Annotated in this window: 13 protein-coding genes; 7 read left to right on the top strand and 6 right to left on the bottom strand. The window is 71.0% G+C overall.

The genetic code is table 11. From position 1 onward, the window contains the following. The first annotated feature begins 453 nt into the window (after positions 1-453). Positions 454-1,608: a hypothetical protein gene (locus tag OG747_RS42650; RefSeq protein WP_405884697.1), complete on the top strand. Its 1,155-nt coding sequence runs from the start codon at positions 454-456 to the stop codon at positions 1,606-1,608. Positions 1,609-1,784: 176 nt separating this feature from the next. Here the strand turns inward: OG747_RS42650 and OG747_RS42645 are convergent, their stop codons facing one another. Both OG747_RS42645 and OG747_RS42640 read right to left on the bottom strand, forming a co-directional pair. Next, positions 1,785-2,402 (bottom strand): GPP34 family phosphoprotein, encoded by a 618-nt coding sequence (locus OG747_RS42645; RefSeq protein ID WP_405884696.1) that lies wholly within the window; start codon positions 2,400-2,402, stop codon positions 1,785-1,787. A 248-nt stretch (positions 2,403-2,650) separates the two neighbouring features. Further along, positions 2,651-3,607 (bottom strand): SGNH/GDSL hydrolase family protein, encoded by a 957-nt coding sequence (locus tag OG747_RS42640; protein ID WP_405884695.1) that lies wholly within the window; start codon positions 3,605-3,607, stop codon positions 2,651-2,653. 184 nt (positions 3,608-3,791) lie between these two features. Between OG747_RS42640 and OG747_RS42635 the strand changes: the two genes are divergently transcribed. From OG747_RS42635 to OG747_RS42625, 3 genes are all read left to right on the top strand, one after another. Beyond that, positions 3,792-5,528 (top strand): 2OG-Fe(II) oxygenase, encoded by a 1,737-nt coding sequence (locus OG747_RS42635; protein ID WP_405884694.1) that lies wholly within the window; start codon positions 3,792-3,794, stop codon positions 5,526-5,528. A gap of 88 nt (positions 5,529-5,616) precedes the next feature. After that, a complete protein-coding gene (locus OG747_RS42630; RefSeq protein WP_405884693.1) occupies positions 5,617-6,123 on the top strand; it encodes a methylated-DNA--[protein]-cysteine S-methyltransferase in 507 nt (168 codons plus the stop codon). Positions 6,124-6,374: 251 nt separating this feature from the next. Further along, positions 6,375-7,220 carry a TetR/AcrR family transcriptional regulator C-terminal domain-containing protein gene (locus OG747_RS42625; RefSeq protein ID WP_405884692.1) on the top strand — a complete coding sequence of 282 codons (846 nt, stop codon included), beginning with the start codon at positions 6,375-6,377 and terminating at the stop codon, positions 7,218-7,220. A gap of 708 nt (positions 7,221-7,928) precedes the next feature. On the opposite strand, the gene OG747_RS42620 is transcribed toward OG747_RS42625, so the two are convergent. Beyond that, a complete protein-coding gene (locus tag OG747_RS42620) occupies positions 7,929-9,581 on the bottom strand; it encodes an alkaline phosphatase family protein (protein ID WP_405884691.1) in 1,653 nt (550 codons plus the stop codon). A 284-nt stretch (positions 9,582-9,865) separates the two neighbouring features. On the opposite strand from OG747_RS42620, the gene OG747_RS42615 reads away from it, so the two are divergent. The 3 genes from OG747_RS42615 (at position 9,866) to OG747_RS42605 (ending at position 12,208) form a co-directional block, all read left to right on the top strand. Then, positions 9,866-10,789 (top strand): phosphopantetheine-binding protein, encoded by a 924-nt coding sequence (locus OG747_RS42615; protein WP_405884689.1) that lies wholly within the window; start codon positions 9,866-9,868, stop codon positions 10,787-10,789. 354 nt (positions 10,790-11,143) lie between these two features. Then, positions 11,144-11,932, top strand: a complete 789-nt coding sequence (locus OG747_RS42610; protein ID WP_405884688.1) for a CAP domain-containing protein — start codon at positions 11,144-11,146, stop codon at positions 11,930-11,932. Positions 11,933-11,986: 54 nt separating this feature from the next. Beyond that, positions 11,987-12,208 (top strand): hypothetical protein, encoded by a 222-nt coding sequence (locus OG747_RS42605; protein ID WP_405884687.1) that lies wholly within the window; start codon positions 11,987-11,989, stop codon positions 12,206-12,208. An 8-nt stretch (positions 12,209-12,216) separates the two neighbouring features. Here OG747_RS42605 and OG747_RS42600 read toward each other — a convergent pair whose 3' ends face one another. The 3 genes from OG747_RS42600 to OG747_RS42590 form a co-directional block, all read right to left on the bottom strand. After that, complete coding sequence (locus OG747_RS42600) at positions 12,217-13,380, bottom strand: substrate-binding domain-containing protein (protein ID WP_405884686.1); 1,164 nt, start codon at positions 13,378-13,380, stop codon at positions 12,217-12,219. A 70-nt stretch (positions 13,381-13,450) separates the two neighbouring features. Then, the gene (locus tag OG747_RS42595) at positions 13,451-14,590 is read right to left on the bottom strand and encodes an ABC transporter permease (RefSeq protein WP_405884685.1); all 1,140 of its coding nucleotides are present in this window, start codon (positions 14,588-14,590) and stop codon (positions 13,451-13,453) included. Beyond that, the gene (locus OG747_RS42590) at positions 14,587-16,134 is read right to left on the bottom strand and encodes a sugar ABC transporter ATP-binding protein (RefSeq protein ID WP_405885986.1); all 1,548 of its coding nucleotides are present in this window, start codon (positions 16,132-16,134) and stop codon (positions 14,587-14,589) included. The genes OG747_RS42595 and OG747_RS42590 overlap by 4 nt, the downstream gene beginning before the upstream one ends. Positions 16,135-16,243 lie beyond the last annotated feature (109 nt).

Raw genomic sequence — 16,243 nt, 5'->3', positions numbered from 1 at the left:
TCGCCGGTCCTGCACCAAATAAGAATGTCCGGGGCACGCACGAAACCTCAGTGCAGCGGCCACCTTTCCCCACACACCCGAATTAACAGGTGTGATTTCCCTAGCCGAAGCCTTGCGCAACCAGCGCCGGGACCCAGGCCTCACTCCACGCCGGTGGGGTTGCGAACGCGACGTGAAATTCACCGGACATCGCCGCGTCTCGAACCTGGACGGTCATTATGGGCGACGAACACCGCACAAAGTTTTATGGTTTGACGGCCCCAAAACAAGGGGACAGATACAATTTTCTTCGATTTTCCGGTCCGGTGCACGACTCGTTTCCACGCCGCGCCGATGAGCGCGAGCTCCGTCATGGGCTCCGCAGACGTGATCTTCATGGCCCCCGCCTGCCGGCCCGCGACCCGCGGTGACCATACTGGGACCGCACCCCGCCTCCCACCCGCAGAGTGACTCATGCCCAAGCTCCCCAGCACCCGCGCCACCGCTCCGGAAACCGTCTGGCTGGCCGGCGGGCGCCATGCCGGCCCCGCCCCGCAGGAAGTCCTCAGGGAACACCTGCGCAAGCTGAAGGCCGACGAGACGATCCACGACTTCCTGGAGACCGAGAACTCCTCGGAGCCCGACGGGCACGTCTTCGAGGCCCGCTGGCAGGTCGCCGACGCCATCACGGTCCGGGCCCGGCTCACGACCGACGGACGCGAGCACGCGGACGAGGAACGGCGCTGGACGCTGGCGGCCGAGGCGGAGAGGCCCTGGGACCCCGCGTGGCCCTCCCCCGCGACCATGTTCTGGCCCGAGGAGAGCGAGATCCCCTGGGACCACGACCTGGTCGGCGGGCTCCGGCTGCGGGACATCAACCCGCTGCCGCAGGAGGACAAGGCACTGCGCCGCCTGCTCAGGGAGGCCGCACACCACAGCTGGAGCATCAACGTCGTCGTCCACGAGGCGATGACCACCGACCATCGCGGTCGCCTCCCGTTGGCGCGCCTGCTCCCGCCCGGGCTGCGGCACCGTGTCGTGGAACACCGCGCCGCACCCGAGCAGTTCCAGGCGGTCAACTGGGCGCTGTACGACCTGGGCGTGCGGGTACCGCGCGGTGGCGCCGTGATCCTGCCCGGCTCGCCCGCCCGACTCGGGTACGAGGAGCGGGACTTCACCGTACGCAGTGTGTTCCTCGACGGCTCGGAGCCCACGGAGCTCCTGGAGAAGGTCGTACGGTACGCCGCGCTGCCCTGGCCGCTGCCGGAAGCAGCGGCGGACGCCGTCACCGGGCTCCGGGAGGACTGGCATCTGCTGACGCTGGAGGAGGCGCGCACGCTGGTGGCTGTCTACGCCGAAGCTCTCGATGCCATGACCAAGTCGCGCGATCAGTACCGCGAGGCGACCGAACTCGCGCATGCGGCGCTGGCCTCGATCAAGGACTTCCGGGGTACGGCGTCCGGCGCGCCAGAGATGTCCGGCAGCCAGGACGGGCGCCGGTTGAACCAGCTGACGAGGACGTTTCAGCGGGTCGCGGACACCGTGCGAGCACGGCGCCCGGCGATGCGCGACGATGCCCCGGACCGGGGCGCGGGCGGGCCCGGGACCGAGCCCGGCGCACCCGAGTGATCGCTACCGGTCACGGGTGACGCCCGCAGGCCAGGCCGCGAAACCGGTTGGGCATGGCGGTCCGCGCGCACCGTACGGCTGGGTCACCCTCGTCGGCGCCTGCGAGGCACCGCGGAGTACCGGGCAGCCCCGGGCACCGGGCCGCGCGGGGCCGCTGCGGGCCGCGCCCGCTCTCCTCAGGCACCTCGCCAGAGGTTGGCGAACGCCGCGTTTTCGATGGACCGGCGCTGGCGTTCGGCTTCCAGTTCCATGACCGCGTCGTGCACGGCGGCCAGCACGGTCGTCACCTCGTCGTCGGTCACACCCGCCACGTCGGCGGTCTGGTCACCCTGAATCCCGACGGCCGCCGCGAGGACGGCGAGGATGGGCTCGTCCGCCGCCCAGCGGTTCCTGGCCCGGCGACGAGCGGGTGAATCGACCACCACCACCCGGGTGGCCCCGAACGGCATCCGGCGATGGCGTTGCCGCGTCAGTTCGCCGCTGCGTTCGAGGGCGACCCGATAGGCCGAGGACAGGCCGCTGCCCCTGCGCCACAGCCAGTCCGCGACCGACTCGTACGGCACTTGCGGCGCGAGTGCCGACGCGGCCTCGGCCAGGAGGCGATCGTCCAGGTGATCTTCCGTCGTCGGCTGCTGGGCCGGCACGATACGGTCGCCGTCCAGTTCGAGGGCGCGAGCGCGGAGGAGGTCGATCACCTCGGCTCCGGCGAGCGCCAGCGACAGGTCGCCCTGTCCCACAGGGCGGCTCGGGTCCATGTCAATGGCGATGATCAAGAGGTCCTTGGCCGTGGTCATGAAGGGCTCCCTACACAGTCATCGCCGACGAGCAGACGATACGTCGCTCACCAGTTTTCCTGCATCCGGTGTAGATCCGGCGTGCGTCCGCGATGCGTCCGCTGTGCATCTGGCGTGGACAGGGAAGACAGAAGACAGGGGAGGGGCCCGTCACTCCACGTGACGGGCCCCTCCCCTGTCTGACGAATGTCCCCTGTCTGACGAATGTCCCCTGTCCGGCGATGTCCGCCCCTGCGTGCGGGAGGACGTCAGGGACGCAAGACGTCCGTGGTCTTCTCCTTCGCCTGGCGCGCGTCGCCCCTGGACAGTCCCTTGAGCACCGCCTGCGCCATGGCCGCCTCGCCCTTGGCGTTGGGGTGTGCGGGGGCGGCGGGTGAAGCGGGCTGCAGCGGCTCGATCCAGCGATCGGCGGGCGCCTTGCACATGTCATGCCCGATCGTGGGTTTGTACGTGTCGACGTACTCGGCGCGGTTGAACCAGGCCACCGTACGCATCATCAGGTTGAGCCGCTTGCCGACGTCACGCAGGTAGGCGAAGTCCCCGGCGGCGAACGGGACGGACGGATAGCAGCCGCTGCCGTCGTCGGGCAGGAGGTCCGGGTAGCCGACCACGAGCACCCGTGCGTGCGGGGCCCTTTCGTGGACGGCGCGCAGCACCCGCGCGAGCTTGGGAGCCGTCTCGAGGATGTTCAGCGTCAGCCGGTCGACCCCCGACGCGTTGTAGTACTGCCGACAGGGGTCTCCCGACGGATCCTTGGAACTCAGCGCGGCGCAGGTGCCGATGATGGACCCGAAGCCGACGTCGTTGCCCCCTATCTGAACGGTCACCAGATCCGTGGAGTGCCCCAGGGCGTCCAGTTGGGGACCGTTGGTTCCCTGCGGCTTCCACATCTCCTCGGTCGTCGCACCGCTGCAGCTCACATCCGTGAAGGTGCTGGTCGGCCACTTCGCCGCAACGAGCGACGGGTAGTTCTGGTCGGACCGGGCACAGTTGGCGTCGACCTGACGCGGAATCAGGGGGCCAGAAGTGTACGAGTCGCCGAGCGCCACATACTTCGCTCCCCAAGGGGAGTGCGGTCCGCTCGCGGCGGCGGGAGATGCGGCGGCGGCGCCGAGGAACAGGACGCCGCAGCCGAGAGCGGCCCCCAGCGTGGTGGCGCGTCGCCGTCTTCGGGTGCGGCCACTCCGGACCATGTGATGGTTCATCAACTCTCCTCCGTCGTCGCCGGCACAGCGAGCCCGAGCGCAACCGTCTCTCAACATCGCTTGTATACCGGCCGGTAGGTCACCGGAACAGAGGTCGGTCACGTCTCTCTCGTACGTCTTTTGACACCAGCGCCTTCGGCAACGAGATCTGGCATCGGACTCTCGCCGCGAACGCGACGTCCGAATGCCGCCGGCATCCCCGCGGCCGGAAGGCGACCATCAGGTGATCTTCCCGGTCCGACACCGTCCGGTCCACGGCAGGAACGGCTACCGCCGCCACCGCGTACGCCACGGCACCGACGCCGTCGAGTCCGGCCGGCTCACCATCCTCGGGATCGCCTTCCACAACGCCCGCCGGCCGCCCCGCGCGGGCGAGCACGATGTCCGTTTCCCGCCAGTGGGGCCGCGTCGCCGGGCGCACCATGGAACGGTGACGACCGATGACAGCAGGTACGAGGCGGTGTGCAGCCGCGACGCCCGGTTCGACGGCGACTTCTTCTTCGCCGTGTCCACGACCGGGATCTACTGCCGCCCCAGCTGCCCGGCCACCACACCCAAACGGCAGAACGTGTCCTTCTTCCCCACCGCGGCCGCCGCGCAGGGCTCCGGCTTCCGGGCCTGCCGCCGCTGCCGCCCGGACGCGGTGCCCGGCTCCGCGGAGTGGAACGTGCGCGCCGACGCGGTGGGCCGGGCGATGCGGCTGATCGGCGACGGTGTCGTCGACCGCGAGGGCGTGGCAGGGCTCGCCGCCCACCTGGGCTACAGCGCCCGGCAGGTGCAGCGGCAGCTGAACGCGGAGGTCGGCGCCGGCCCGATCGCGCTGGCCCGGGCGCAGCGGGCGCACACCGCGCGGATCCTGTTGCAGACCACGACCATGCGGGCCGCCGAGATCGCGTTCGCGGCGGGGTTCGCCAGCGTGCGGCAGTTCAACGACACGATCCGCGAGATCTACGCCCTCACGCCCAGCGAACTGCGGACCGCCAAGCCGGGGCGCTCCTCCCGTTACGGATCTGTCGGTACCGCGAACGGCGGGGCCGGGGTGCCGCTGCGCCTGGCTTATCGCGGCCCGTACGCGGTGGCCGAGGTCTTCGACCACCTCGCCGCCCGCGCCGTCACCGGTATCGAGGAGATCACCGGCGAGCGTGGGGCCCGCCGCTACCGGCGCACCCTGCGTCTCCCGAACGGCACCGGTATCGCCGAGGCCGGCGAGAGGCTCGGGGCGGGTGGCTGGCTGGAGTGCCGGCTGCACCTGAGTGATCTGCGCGATCTGACCACCGCCACCCAGCGGATGCGTCGGCTGTTCGACCTGGACGCCGACCCCTACGCGGTGGGCGAGCGGCTGGGCGCCGCCGCGGCGCTCGCCCCGCTGGTCGCCCGGCGCCCGGGACTGCGCGCCCCCGGCGCCGCGGATCCGGACGAACTCGCGGTGCGGGCCGTGCTGGGCCAACAAGTCTCCGTGGCCGCGGGACGGAGACTCGCCGGCGCTCTGGTCACCTCATACGGTCAGCCACTCGGGGCCCCCAGCGGCGCGCTCACCCACGTCTTCCCCACCAGCGACCGGCTGGCCGCGGCGTCATTCGACGAGCTCGGCATGCCCGGCTCACGGCGCGACACCCTGCGCACGATCACCGCGGCGCTCGCCGACGGCACCGTCAGCCTCGACCCGGGGGCGGACCGGGACGAGACCGAGAAGGCGCTCCTCGGCCTGCGCGGCATCGGCCCGTGGACGGCCGGCTACATCCGCATGCGCGGGCTCGGCGACCCTGACGTCCTGCTCACCGGTGACGCGGCCGTCCGGGCCGGGATGCGGCACGCGGGCGCCGAGGCCGTCGACGCCGAAGCCTGGCGCCCCTGGCGCACGTACGCCATGCACCACTTCTGGAACGCCGCCGCCGACCGGCGCCGCCCCGGCGAAGCGTGACGTCCGAATTCCGCCGGAGGAACCGCCGCGGCGAGCGCAGTGTTGACGGTGGAACACAATGTGAGGATCTGGGAAAGGAACGAGAGCGATGACGGTCTACACGACCATGGACAGCCCTCTGGGTGAACTGCTGCTGGTGGGCGAGGAGTCGGCCACCGCGAAGGGCGGCACCGCGCTCGCCTCGCTCTCCGTGCCGGGCCAGAAGTACGGCGCGGTCGTCCAGGAAGACTGGAGCGCGGACGCGGACGCGTTCACGGAGATCGTTTCTCAACTGCGCTCCTACTTCGACGGCCGGCTCACCCACTTCGACATCGAGTACGTCAGCCGTGGCAGCGAATTCCAGCAGCGGGTCTGGAAGGCCCTGGAGGCCATTCCGTACGGGACCACGCTCAGCTACGGCGAGATCGCCGCGCAGATCGGCGCGTCGAGGGCCGCGGTGCGCGCCGTGGGCACGGCGATCGGTGCGAACCCGCTGCTGGTCGTACGGCCCTGCCATCGTGTGATCGGTGCCAACGGCGCCCTCACCGGCTACGCCGGCGGCCTGGAGCGCAAGCAACAGCTCCTCGACCTGGAAGACGTCCGCCCGGCCGCCTGAAAAGTCCCCGCCCGCACACTCCTCATAGCGGCGCGGGGACTCCCCCGTCACGTGGCCGGGGTGGCACCAGCAGGTACAAGGAACCCTCGACACGATCGACACCACCGTCTGCCCGGCCGCCCGGCGGACCGAGCGCGGCTGGTCGAACGGCCCGATGCGGCACGAGGTGAGCACCGTCCACTCCGGCCGACGGCCCTCGGCGGCAACCGACGCGGACCCCTGTACGGACGCCCTGACTGCCCCGCCGCGGTGTGTCTGCCCGAGGCCGCATCGCGGCCGTCGGTGTCGTGGCCGCCGGAGCCCTGTTGCTCTCCGCCTGCGGCGACAGCGGCAACGACATGAGCAGCATGGACCACGGCAGCGGCAAGGGCTCGGCGACGGCCACAGCGACGACTGCCGCCAAGGCCGGGGACTTCGACGACGCGGACGTCACCTTCGCGCAGACGATGATCCCGCATCACAAGCAGGCCTTCGAGATGGCCCGACTGGCCGACGGCCGCGCTTCCGACGCGGAGATCAAGGTGACGATGCGTCGCATCGCCGCGGCTCTCGACACCGGGCCCGCCTCCCTGTACGTCTACGTCCGCGACACCGCGGACCTGCACGCCCAGATCCTCGACTGCCTCCTGGGACCCGTCACCCTGCCCTCGCCCGAAGCGGGAACGTGGCGGGAGCGACTGAAGACCCTGTTGACCGACTACGGGCAGATCCTCTTCCAGCATCCGGAGATCGCCCGCATGGCACTGTCCACACAACCCAGCGGCCCGAACTACATGGCACTGGCCGACTCGATCCTCGCTCTCCTGGACGAGGGCGGTGTCTCGGGCCGCGCGGCCGCCTGGGGCCTGGACCTCCTGCTGCTGCACCCCACCGCCGTAGCCGTCGAACACAGCGGCCCCAAATCCCCGGCGCAGGCGGCCGACGAGTTCTCCGCCCTCGCCACGAAGATCGCCACGGCAGACCCGACCCGCTACCCCCACATCGCCCGGCTCGGCGACGAACTCATCTCCGGAGACGGCCCGGACCGCTCCGAGTGGGCCATGGACGTCCTCCTCGACGGAATCCTCGCCGCGGCCTCTCGCACGCCGGCCGCATAGGGACGAACCGACACCGCCCGCCCACCGTCGGGAGCCCCCTCACCAGGTGACGTGCAGCGCCGTCAGCCCGCGTAGTGCCGACCCTGTCCGCCGCTCCGGCCCGGCCGGGTGCGATGGCGGTGTCGTTCAGGTCGACGGGCTCGGCGGTCATCCGGGGGAAGGTCATGTACGTCGCGGAGTTGGCCCTCAGCAGTTCCTCGACGACGTCCGGCCCCCGTTCGGGGTCGTCGCCCGCAGCGACACGGCCGGCCAGTTTTTCGGCGGCGGCGTACGACGCTGATGGCCCCAGCCGTCCGCGGCAGCAGACCGCTGACGCCGCCGAGCGTGTTCGGGGCCGCGAGCTCCGGCGACGAAGCGGTCGCGTCGGTGGCGACGATCGTGACCCCCGAGGGCGTGCCGGCCGAACCCGGGGCAAGCCGAGAACTACGACTGCCGGGGATCGGCCCAAAGGACAAGCCCCGCCTCCAGAACACAAGAGGCGGGGCCGTGTAGAGCGCCGGGCAGGCCTTGCACCTGCATTTCCCCGCAGGAAGCGGGACGTCTTTCCTTGGACCACCAACGCCAGTCGTACCGCCGCGAATTCCGGCCGAACGCTTGAGATCATCGTAGCGCAGTCACGGAGCCCGCCGGACCGCCCGATGGACCGCGGGCTCGGGGCGGGACCGCCGGCACGGCGACGGTCCCGCCCCCGGAGCACCGGGGACGGTGTCAGCGCACCGGCAGCGCAGCGGTGTGTTCGATGCGAACGGCGTCCAGGGCCCGGGGGTTGAGGCCGAGCAGCCGCAGGATCGTCGGGGCGATCTGCGTGGTCTCCACCGGGCCGCCGACACGTACGCCGTGCGGGGTGGCGGCGCCGGAGACGACGAGCGGGACGTCGAGGTCGTCGGCGTGGGCGCCACCGTGCTCGGCGATCTTGCCCTTGCCGCCGGTGTAGACGACGCCGTACCGGGCGATGCCGAACAGGTCCGGCACCCGCGAATCGCCCGGCCGCACGTGGAAGTAGCGGGCGGCGGCCGCACCGGCGTACAGGGTCTTCAGTCCGCTCGCCGTGAAGGGCCTGGCCTTGCCGTCGATGCCGTTGCCGGTGCCGGACTGGGCGAGCAGGTAGGCCTGGGCGAAGGCGGTGGCGGCGGCCGAGCGGTCGGCGAGCCAGATGAGCATGGCGTCGTCGTCCACGGCGTGGGCGACCAGGTCACCGACGCCCGGGTGAGCCTTCTTCCAGGCGGCGTTGAGGCCGTCGAGCAGCGCGCCGTCGTCGATACGGGTCAGGGCCTTGGGATCGGTCGGCGACTGACCGTGCTTGGAGGACAGGATGACGGTCGTGCTGCCGTCGAGGTGCTGCTTGCGGAGTTCGGCGAGGAACCCCCCGACCTCCTGGTCGACGAAGGCCAGGTTCTTGGCCAGCAGCGGGCCGGGCACCCCCTTCGCCACATAACCGCCCGTCAGTCCGTCGGAAGCGGGCAGTTTCTGGGCGGTCGAGACGGACTGGAAGTTCATGCCGAAGACCGCCGGAGTGCCGGCCTTGTGGGTGCGGCCGTGGTCGTAGCCGTCGATCTCGTTGAGAACGGCCCGCACCTTGTACGCGTCGTACTGCTCGGTCGCCGCGTTGTCCTTCGTCCAGTCCGTACCGGCCCGGTAGCCGATCGCCTGGCTGTTGATCTCGGGGGCGAACAGATCCTGGACGCCGCTGCCGGAGGGGCCGTTCAGGATCTCGTACGCGACATGCTTGTCGGACCAGGCGGTCCGCAGCCCGGCCTTCCTGGCCACGTCGAAGACCGTGTTCACCTTCAGATACGCATGCGGGTAGACCGGCTTGCAGGTCTTCGGGTCGACCGGCAGCTTCGACGGGTCGATGAGGCCCCGGGCGTCGCCGGTCATCTTCAGGATGCTGCCGGGCAGGCCGGTCAGCCCCTGGCCGGCGTCGATGGAGTCCTTGTTGCGGTCGAGATCTTCCGTGAAATCGACCTCGGCGCCGGGCTTGGCACCCGCGCAGTCGGTCGTGCCGGCCGGGAGGAGGGCCGAGCTGTAGCCGTCGTCGTAGTAGACGCCCGTGGTACCCGGGTTGCCCCCGGTGAGCTGGCCGACCAGGCCGGGGAACGAGTCGGAGGGGTTGGTGGTTCTCGCGTGGGTGTACTCCACCCCACCGGTGGCGAGCCGGGCGAGCGCCGACTCCGGATGACGGGCCACGTACCAGGCCAGGTCGGACTGGTGCAGGCCGTCGACCGACAGCAACAGGACGTGCCGGGCGGCATGCGCGGGCGCGTGCGCGGAGGCGGGTGCGACGGCAGTGGCGGTCAGAGCACCGACCGCTGCGAGCGCGGCGGCAGCCGCGGTGACGGGACGGACCGGGGGACGGAACACGGGGGTTCTCCTAGGGCTGTGCGGAGCTTGTGAAGCCTGCGAGCCATGCACCGACATACGAGACGGCGAACATGTACGGGAGTGAACGTCCGTGTCCGGCGATGCCCAAGAAACGCATCCGCACGCGCAAAGTCCGCAAGAAGCCGTGCGGCGTGCGCAAGGTCAGAGGGTCGAAGATCGTCGATGGCGGCACGCCACGCTACCGAACACTTGTTCGACTGACGTACCGTTGCGGTGAGCGGTCTGCGGTCTGCGATCTGCGATCTATGGTCGAAGGGGTGGGGATGGCCGTTTTCCAGGGCGAGTTGGTGCGTGCGCTGCCCGAGACCTTGAGGGAGCGCTCGGCTCGGCCGGGAGGCAAGACCGTCTACTTGGACGGCCGTCGCGCCGTCACCTACGAGGAGTTGGAAGAGCGCAGGTCGTGGGCGGACACGCCCTGGCGCCGTGCCGCGTTCGCCGACCTGGTGCTCCACGCCGGTGACACGTGCTCTTTCGCCGTGCTGGAGGATCTCGCCCTCCTGTCCCCGCTGTTCCTGCCCGCCGCCGACGAGGAACGGATCCAGGTCCAGGCGGTCCTGGGAGAACCGGACGGCACCACTGCCCGCCGGGGCCCCGTTCCGCCACCGCTGCGTGGGCTGCTGCGCCCGGACCGGCCGACGGCCTCGCCCGCAGCGGTGGCCGCGGGCGACGAACCGGACGGCACCTCCGGGGCCTGGCGGGAACGACTCACGGCACTGCCGCTGCCCGAGCGGGCGCCCGCCCTGGTGAAGCTGATCCGCGTCGAGGTTGCCGCGGTGCTCGGACTCACGGGGGCCGACGCCGTCGACCGGAACTTCACGGAACTGGGCCTGGACTCGCTGATGAGCGTCCTGCTGCGCAACCGGCTGAGCCACCTGACCGGGCTGCCCCTGGTGGCGAGCATCGCGTACGACTGGCCGAACGCGGAGCAGCTCGCGGATCACGTGTACGCCGAACCGGGCGGCGTACTGCCGGGCGAGACCGCTGCCGCGCCGAACGAGAGCGATCGGGATCGTGCACCCGCGCGACCCGCGCCGCCCGCGCGACCCGTGTTTTCCGGGAGCCCGGCAGCGCCACGCTCGGGGCAGACCACGACCGAAGGCCTGAGGGGAGGCCACCGCCGGGAATGGTTGCAGCGGCTCGAGGTGACATCCATCACGCCGACTTCCCGTATCAACGCGGTCCGGTAGTACATGGGGCCCGGGCGATATAGGGAGACTTGCCGTCCGGAAACAGACATACAGCGCACATGACTCGATGGCATACGTCTCACTCGGTCTCTTCACGCCGCCTGCCGGGCACCTGAGGCCTTCTGACGGAGCGCCAGGCCCTGCGGCGCTCCGGTGAGCCGGGTCAGCACACCCGCGCGCCCGATTCAAGCGCGCGGGATGACTACGAGGCCGGGTAGTAACGAAGCCCGTTGCCGCTCACTCACTCAGGTTTTAACAATGACGGCCCCAGACGGCGTCACCACAGCTCAGGCACAACATCCGTGCGGAGCCGGCCCACCGGAGGCGCCACCGCGACGACCGAGCGAGGCCCGCATGAGCAAGCACCGCAGGAAGACGCGCCACCGGCAGATAACCATCGCTGCCGTCATGCTGAGCGCGCTGGCAGTACCGTCCGCCGCCATGGCCTGTCTGAACGATCAAGGCACCAAGGACGACGAATCATACGGTCGGTGGAGGAACTGGACGAACGCGTCCATGGAGGAGTCGTGGAAGGGTCGGGAGTGGACCTCGCAGCGCCTGGCACCGGGTTCACTTGCAGCCACCGCGCCCGCCTCAACGGCATCCACCGCACCCAAGGCAGCCACCTCGACGACACCTACCGCCCCCAAGGCGCCCGCCTCGACGGCGCCCACCGCACCCAAGGCGCCCGCCTCGACGGCGCCCACCGCACCCAAGGCATCCACCACCGCATCGTCGGGCACCCCCGGCGCGGCGGCCCCGGCATCCGGCGCCGTGGCTCGCGTCGTGGCCCTGGTCAACAGCGAGCGCAGCAAGGCCGGCTGTTCCCCGGTGACCCTGAACGCGAAGCTCTCGAAGGCCGCCCAGGACCACAGCGCGGACATGGCGAGCCACCAGAACATGTCGCACACGGGCTCCGACGGTTCGGATCCGGGCACACGGATCACGCGCGCCGGCTACAGCTGGAGTTCCTACGGCGAGAACGTCGCGTACGGATACCCCACCCCTGAGGAGGTCATGGCGGGCTGGATGTCCAGCCCCGGCCACAAGCGCAACATCCTGGACTGCGGTTTCAAGGAGATCGGTGTCGGCCTTGCGCAGCCCGGCAGCTACTGGACGCAGGACTTCGGCGCGGCCCGCTGACGCTGGGACTCCTCAGTGGGCGTCGAGGCGCGCGAGTTGTCCCGGGACTCGGTGATGCATGGGGGGGGCGACGCCGAGGGAGAGGCAGCGGGTGCGTGCGTCTCGCGCCTCCGCCTCGGGTCCGGCGGCCGGCAGGGCGTTGCCGAGGTGGACGAGGGCACGGCCCGCGCCGACCGGGCGGACGACATCGCACTCCTGCTCACCGAGTACGCCCCGCCCCCGCAGATGGCTACGGAGCCACCGTCCGCGCACGCCGACTTCGGCCCGTCGCCGTGAAACTGCTCCTACCTGCCCCAGATCCTCCGGTACGCCTCCCGATAGCCCGACGGGTCCCAGGTCGTGGCCCCGTGGCTGTTGTCGGCCGTGCTGAGGTGGACGGGGGCCACATATCCGCTGGCGGGCCGCCCGGAGAAGGCGCGGTTGAACTCGTCGACGATCTGCCAGCCCTGCAGGGACAGCGGCTCGGGGACGGTGGCGGCCTGGTACTGCTTGCTGTTGATGCGCTGGAAGGCGGAGGGGTCGCCGTCGCCGGCGCCGATGTTGAAGGGTGGGCCGGAGCCTTTCTTGCCGGCGGCACGGAAGGCGGGGGCGGCGTCGGCGAAGTACAGATCGTTGATGGCGACGGAGTGGGTCCACTTGCTCCGGAAGCGGGCGAGGAGAGAGGAGATCTCCCGGGGAGTGCGGCTGCTCGCGTCGGGGATCGGGATGTTCTCGTACGACAGCAGTTTCACGCCCGAGCAGATGGCGAGGTCCTTGCGGATCAGCTCGGACTTGTTCCTGGCGAAGGGGATCGAGGCGTCGGTGAAGAGCACGACCCCGGCGTGGCCGTTGGAGTGCGAGATGATCCACTGCGCGCTGATTCCGGCCACGTCCTCGACCCGGGTGGTGACGTTGGTGAAGAGCCTGGGCCGCCGACTGGGTCCGGGAGCGGCGACCGCGTGCCAGCCGATGAGCGGGATGCCCGCCGCGTCGGCCCGCGAGACCTGCCGCGAGGTCGAGTTGGGGTCGAAGCCGCCGATGACGATGCCCGAGGGTTTGAGGGTCACGGCCGCGCTCATTGCCGCCTGAATACCGGCGGGCGTGGCCCCGCCGTCGATCACCCGGACGTTCCAGCCGATGACCCTTGCCGCTTCCCGCACGCCGCCGGCGGCGCCCGCGACTCCGGGATTGGTCATGGTCTCGGCGACGTAGACGATGGTCTTGCCGGACACCGCCGAGGGGCCGCTGGTCGGCCCGTTCCAAGGGACGTCGGTCTTCATCGCCTGTCCGACGGCGGCCCGGGCCCGGGCATGGGCCGCGGGGCAGCCGCTCGGGCCCGTGGAGGAGCCCCCCGGGCCACTCGACGAGCCGCGTCCGCAGCCCGCGAGGACGGTTGCCGCGGCCAGCAGGACGGTGACGGCGGACCGAGCCCTCATGACACCGGGAGTGGCTTTGCGGTTGCCGTGCACGGGAGCTCCTCGCGGAGGAATGAGCCGGAAGATGCGGCCGGGGGCACGCAGGTGGTCCCCGTGGCGTGGGTCATGGAGTGGTGCCCGCTGCACCACCGTCGCGCATGGGGGAGGACGGCGGTGGAGGCTCCGCGGCGGGCGAATCACGGGCCGCTGCGGCGCCGCTGCGCAGGCGGCGGGCGGAGTATCCGGACAGGCCTACGGCCATGAGCAGGGTGCCGCCGTAGAACAGCGGAATCGTCCAGAAGTCGGCGCCCATCTGGCCGATGCCGGTGAGGCCGACGGCGAGGACGGCGACGGCGACGACGGTGCCCATGGCGTTGGGGCGGCCGGGTTTGATCGCGGTGGCGCCGAGGAGGGCGCCGACGAAGGCGGGCAGCAGGTAGTCGAGGCCGACGCTGGGATTGCCGATCTGCTGCTGGGCCGCGAGCAGCACACCGGCGAGGCCGACGATCAGCCCCGATGCGGTGAACGCGTAGACGGAGTACCTGCGCGTCCGGATACCGACGAGGTCGGCGGCGCGCGGGTTCGAGCCGATGACGTACAGGTACCGGCCGAGCGGCAGCCGTTCCAGCACCAGCCAGAGGACGACGGCGAGCCCGAGCACGTAGAAGGCGGGGACGGGAAGGCCGAGGAACGTGGAGTCGTAGAGGCCGGTGAAGGCGGCCGGAAGGCCCCCCGGGCCGGGGACGATCCGGCCGCCGCCGGTGATCCAGCCGGTCACGGCGTACAGCATGCTGCCGGTCCCCAGAGTGGCGATGAACGAGTCGATCCGGCCGAACTCGACGATGACACCGTTGAGAACGCCCACGCCCGCCCCGCCGATGATCACCGCGAGGCAGGCGAGCGGCCAGGGCCACCCGTCGTTGACGACGAGCTGCATCACCATCACATGCGCCAGGCCGAGGCCATAGCCGATGGAGAGGTCGAAGTTGCCCGTCACGATGGGGACCGTGGCGGCGAGCGCGAGGACGGCCGGGATCGACTGGATGGACAGGATCGCGTCGACGGTGTCCAGCGTGGGGAAGGTACGCGGCAGGGCGAGGGAGAAGATCAGGAAGAGCAGGGCGGTGAGAGCGAGGAGGCCGTACGTGCCGATGAGGTGCCCGCCCGGTCCGCGTGGTCGCTGCCGCCTGCCCGGTCGGCCGAGGCGGCGCGGCGGACGCGGTCGCTGCGGCCGGGGTCGGGGCGAGGAGGGAGAGGCCGTCATGGGTTCGTCGCGGTTCCGGAGAGGGGCACGGCCGACGCCGCGCGGGTGAGTCCGGCGACGGTGAGGGCCGGACCACTCAACTCGGCCGTCACGGACCCGCGGACGAAGACCAGGGCCCGCCGGCACACGCCCGCGACCTCCTCGAAGTCGGTGGAAATGAGCAGGACCGCGAGGCCGGCGGCCAGCGCGTCGTCGAGCAGACGGTAGATGGCGGCCTTGGCGCCGATGTCCACGCTCGCGGTCGGCTCCTCGAGGATCAGCAGGCGCAGGCCGACCCGGAGCCATCGGCCGATCATGACTTTCTGCTGGTTTCCGCCGGACAGGGTGGCGATGGGGGCCTCGCTGTCGCGAGGACGCACCGAGAAACGTTCGATCAGGGTGGTGGCCTCGGCGCGTTCGTGGCGGGGGCTGATCCAGGACAGCGCCGGCTGACCTCCCGCGCGGGGGTTGGCCAGGAAGTTCTCCCGTACGGCCAGCTCGGCGGCGCAGCCCTCGCGCTGTCTGTCGCCGGTCACCAAACCCACGCCGAGCCCGACGGCGTCGGCGACCGAGCGCGGGTTGTACGGCCGCCCGCCGAGCAGGACGTGCCCGTGGAGGACGAGCCGGGAACCGGCGAGGGCCCGGCCCAGGTCCGTGTGCCCGGCGCCCGTGAGACCGACCAGGCCCAGGACTTCCCCGGCCCTGAGTTCCAGGCTGACCGGTCCCGCGCCGGCGGTCCGTGCGCCGTCGAGGGTCAGGACGGCCGGGCCGTCGACCGGGACCCTGGCCGGGCGGTAGCCGGTCCGTTCCTCGCCGACGATGTCGCGCACCAGGCGGGCGGGACTGTGGCCCGCCAGCGGGCCGTGGCTGACGAGGTGGCCGTCGCGCAGGACGGCAAAGGTGTCGGCGACCTTGTACACCTCGTCCAGCCGGTGGCTGACGTAGAGAATGCCGTGCCCCCGGTCGCGCAGGGCGTGCAGCACGCGGAAGAGCCGGGCGCAGTCCGCGGCGGGGAGGCGGGCGGTCGGTTCGTCGAGGACGATGAGCTTCGCTCGTGCCGCCAGGGCTCTCGCGATGGCGACCAGCGAGCACTCGGCAGGGGCGAGCCCGGCGATCGGCGCATCGGGGTCGAGATGTCCGGCGACGATCTTCAGGGCGTCGGCGCAGCGCTCCCGGGTCCGCCTCCAGGAGATCAGGCCGGCGCGGCGGGGATACCCGGTGCTCAGAGCGATGTTCTCGGCGACCGTCATCCATTCCACGAGACCGAGGTCCTGGTGGATGAAGGACATGCTGCGGGTGGCGGCCTGACTCCCGAGCGGGTGCCCGTCCACCGCGATCTGCCCGGCGTCGGCGTGGTGGACGCCGGCGAGCACCTTGATGAGCGTGGACTTTCCGGCACCGTTGGGACCGAGGAGGGCGAGGACGCTGCCGGCGTGGACGTCGAGGTCGACCCCGGCCAGCGCGAGGGTCCCGCCGAACCGCTTGCCGAGCCCGCGAATACGGACCAGAGGTTCCGCCCCGAAGGACGGGACTGCCTTCGGGGAGGTGTCGGGAGCGTCATGCACGGACATCTCCGGGGGGTCGACCTGGCGAGTTCTTCCCGACTTTCATCGTTGATACTAGCGGCGCAAATCGGCGCATTTCTTATATCTTGCCGTCTTCTGTGGCTCCAAC

Origin of the sequence: Streptomyces sp. NBC_01384 (assembly GCF_045040035.1) — a bacterium.
Taxonomy (GTDB): Bacteria; Actinomycetota; Actinomycetes; order Streptomycetales; family Streptomycetaceae; genus Streptomyces.
This window is presented reverse-complemented; position numbering and strand designations above follow the sequence as displayed.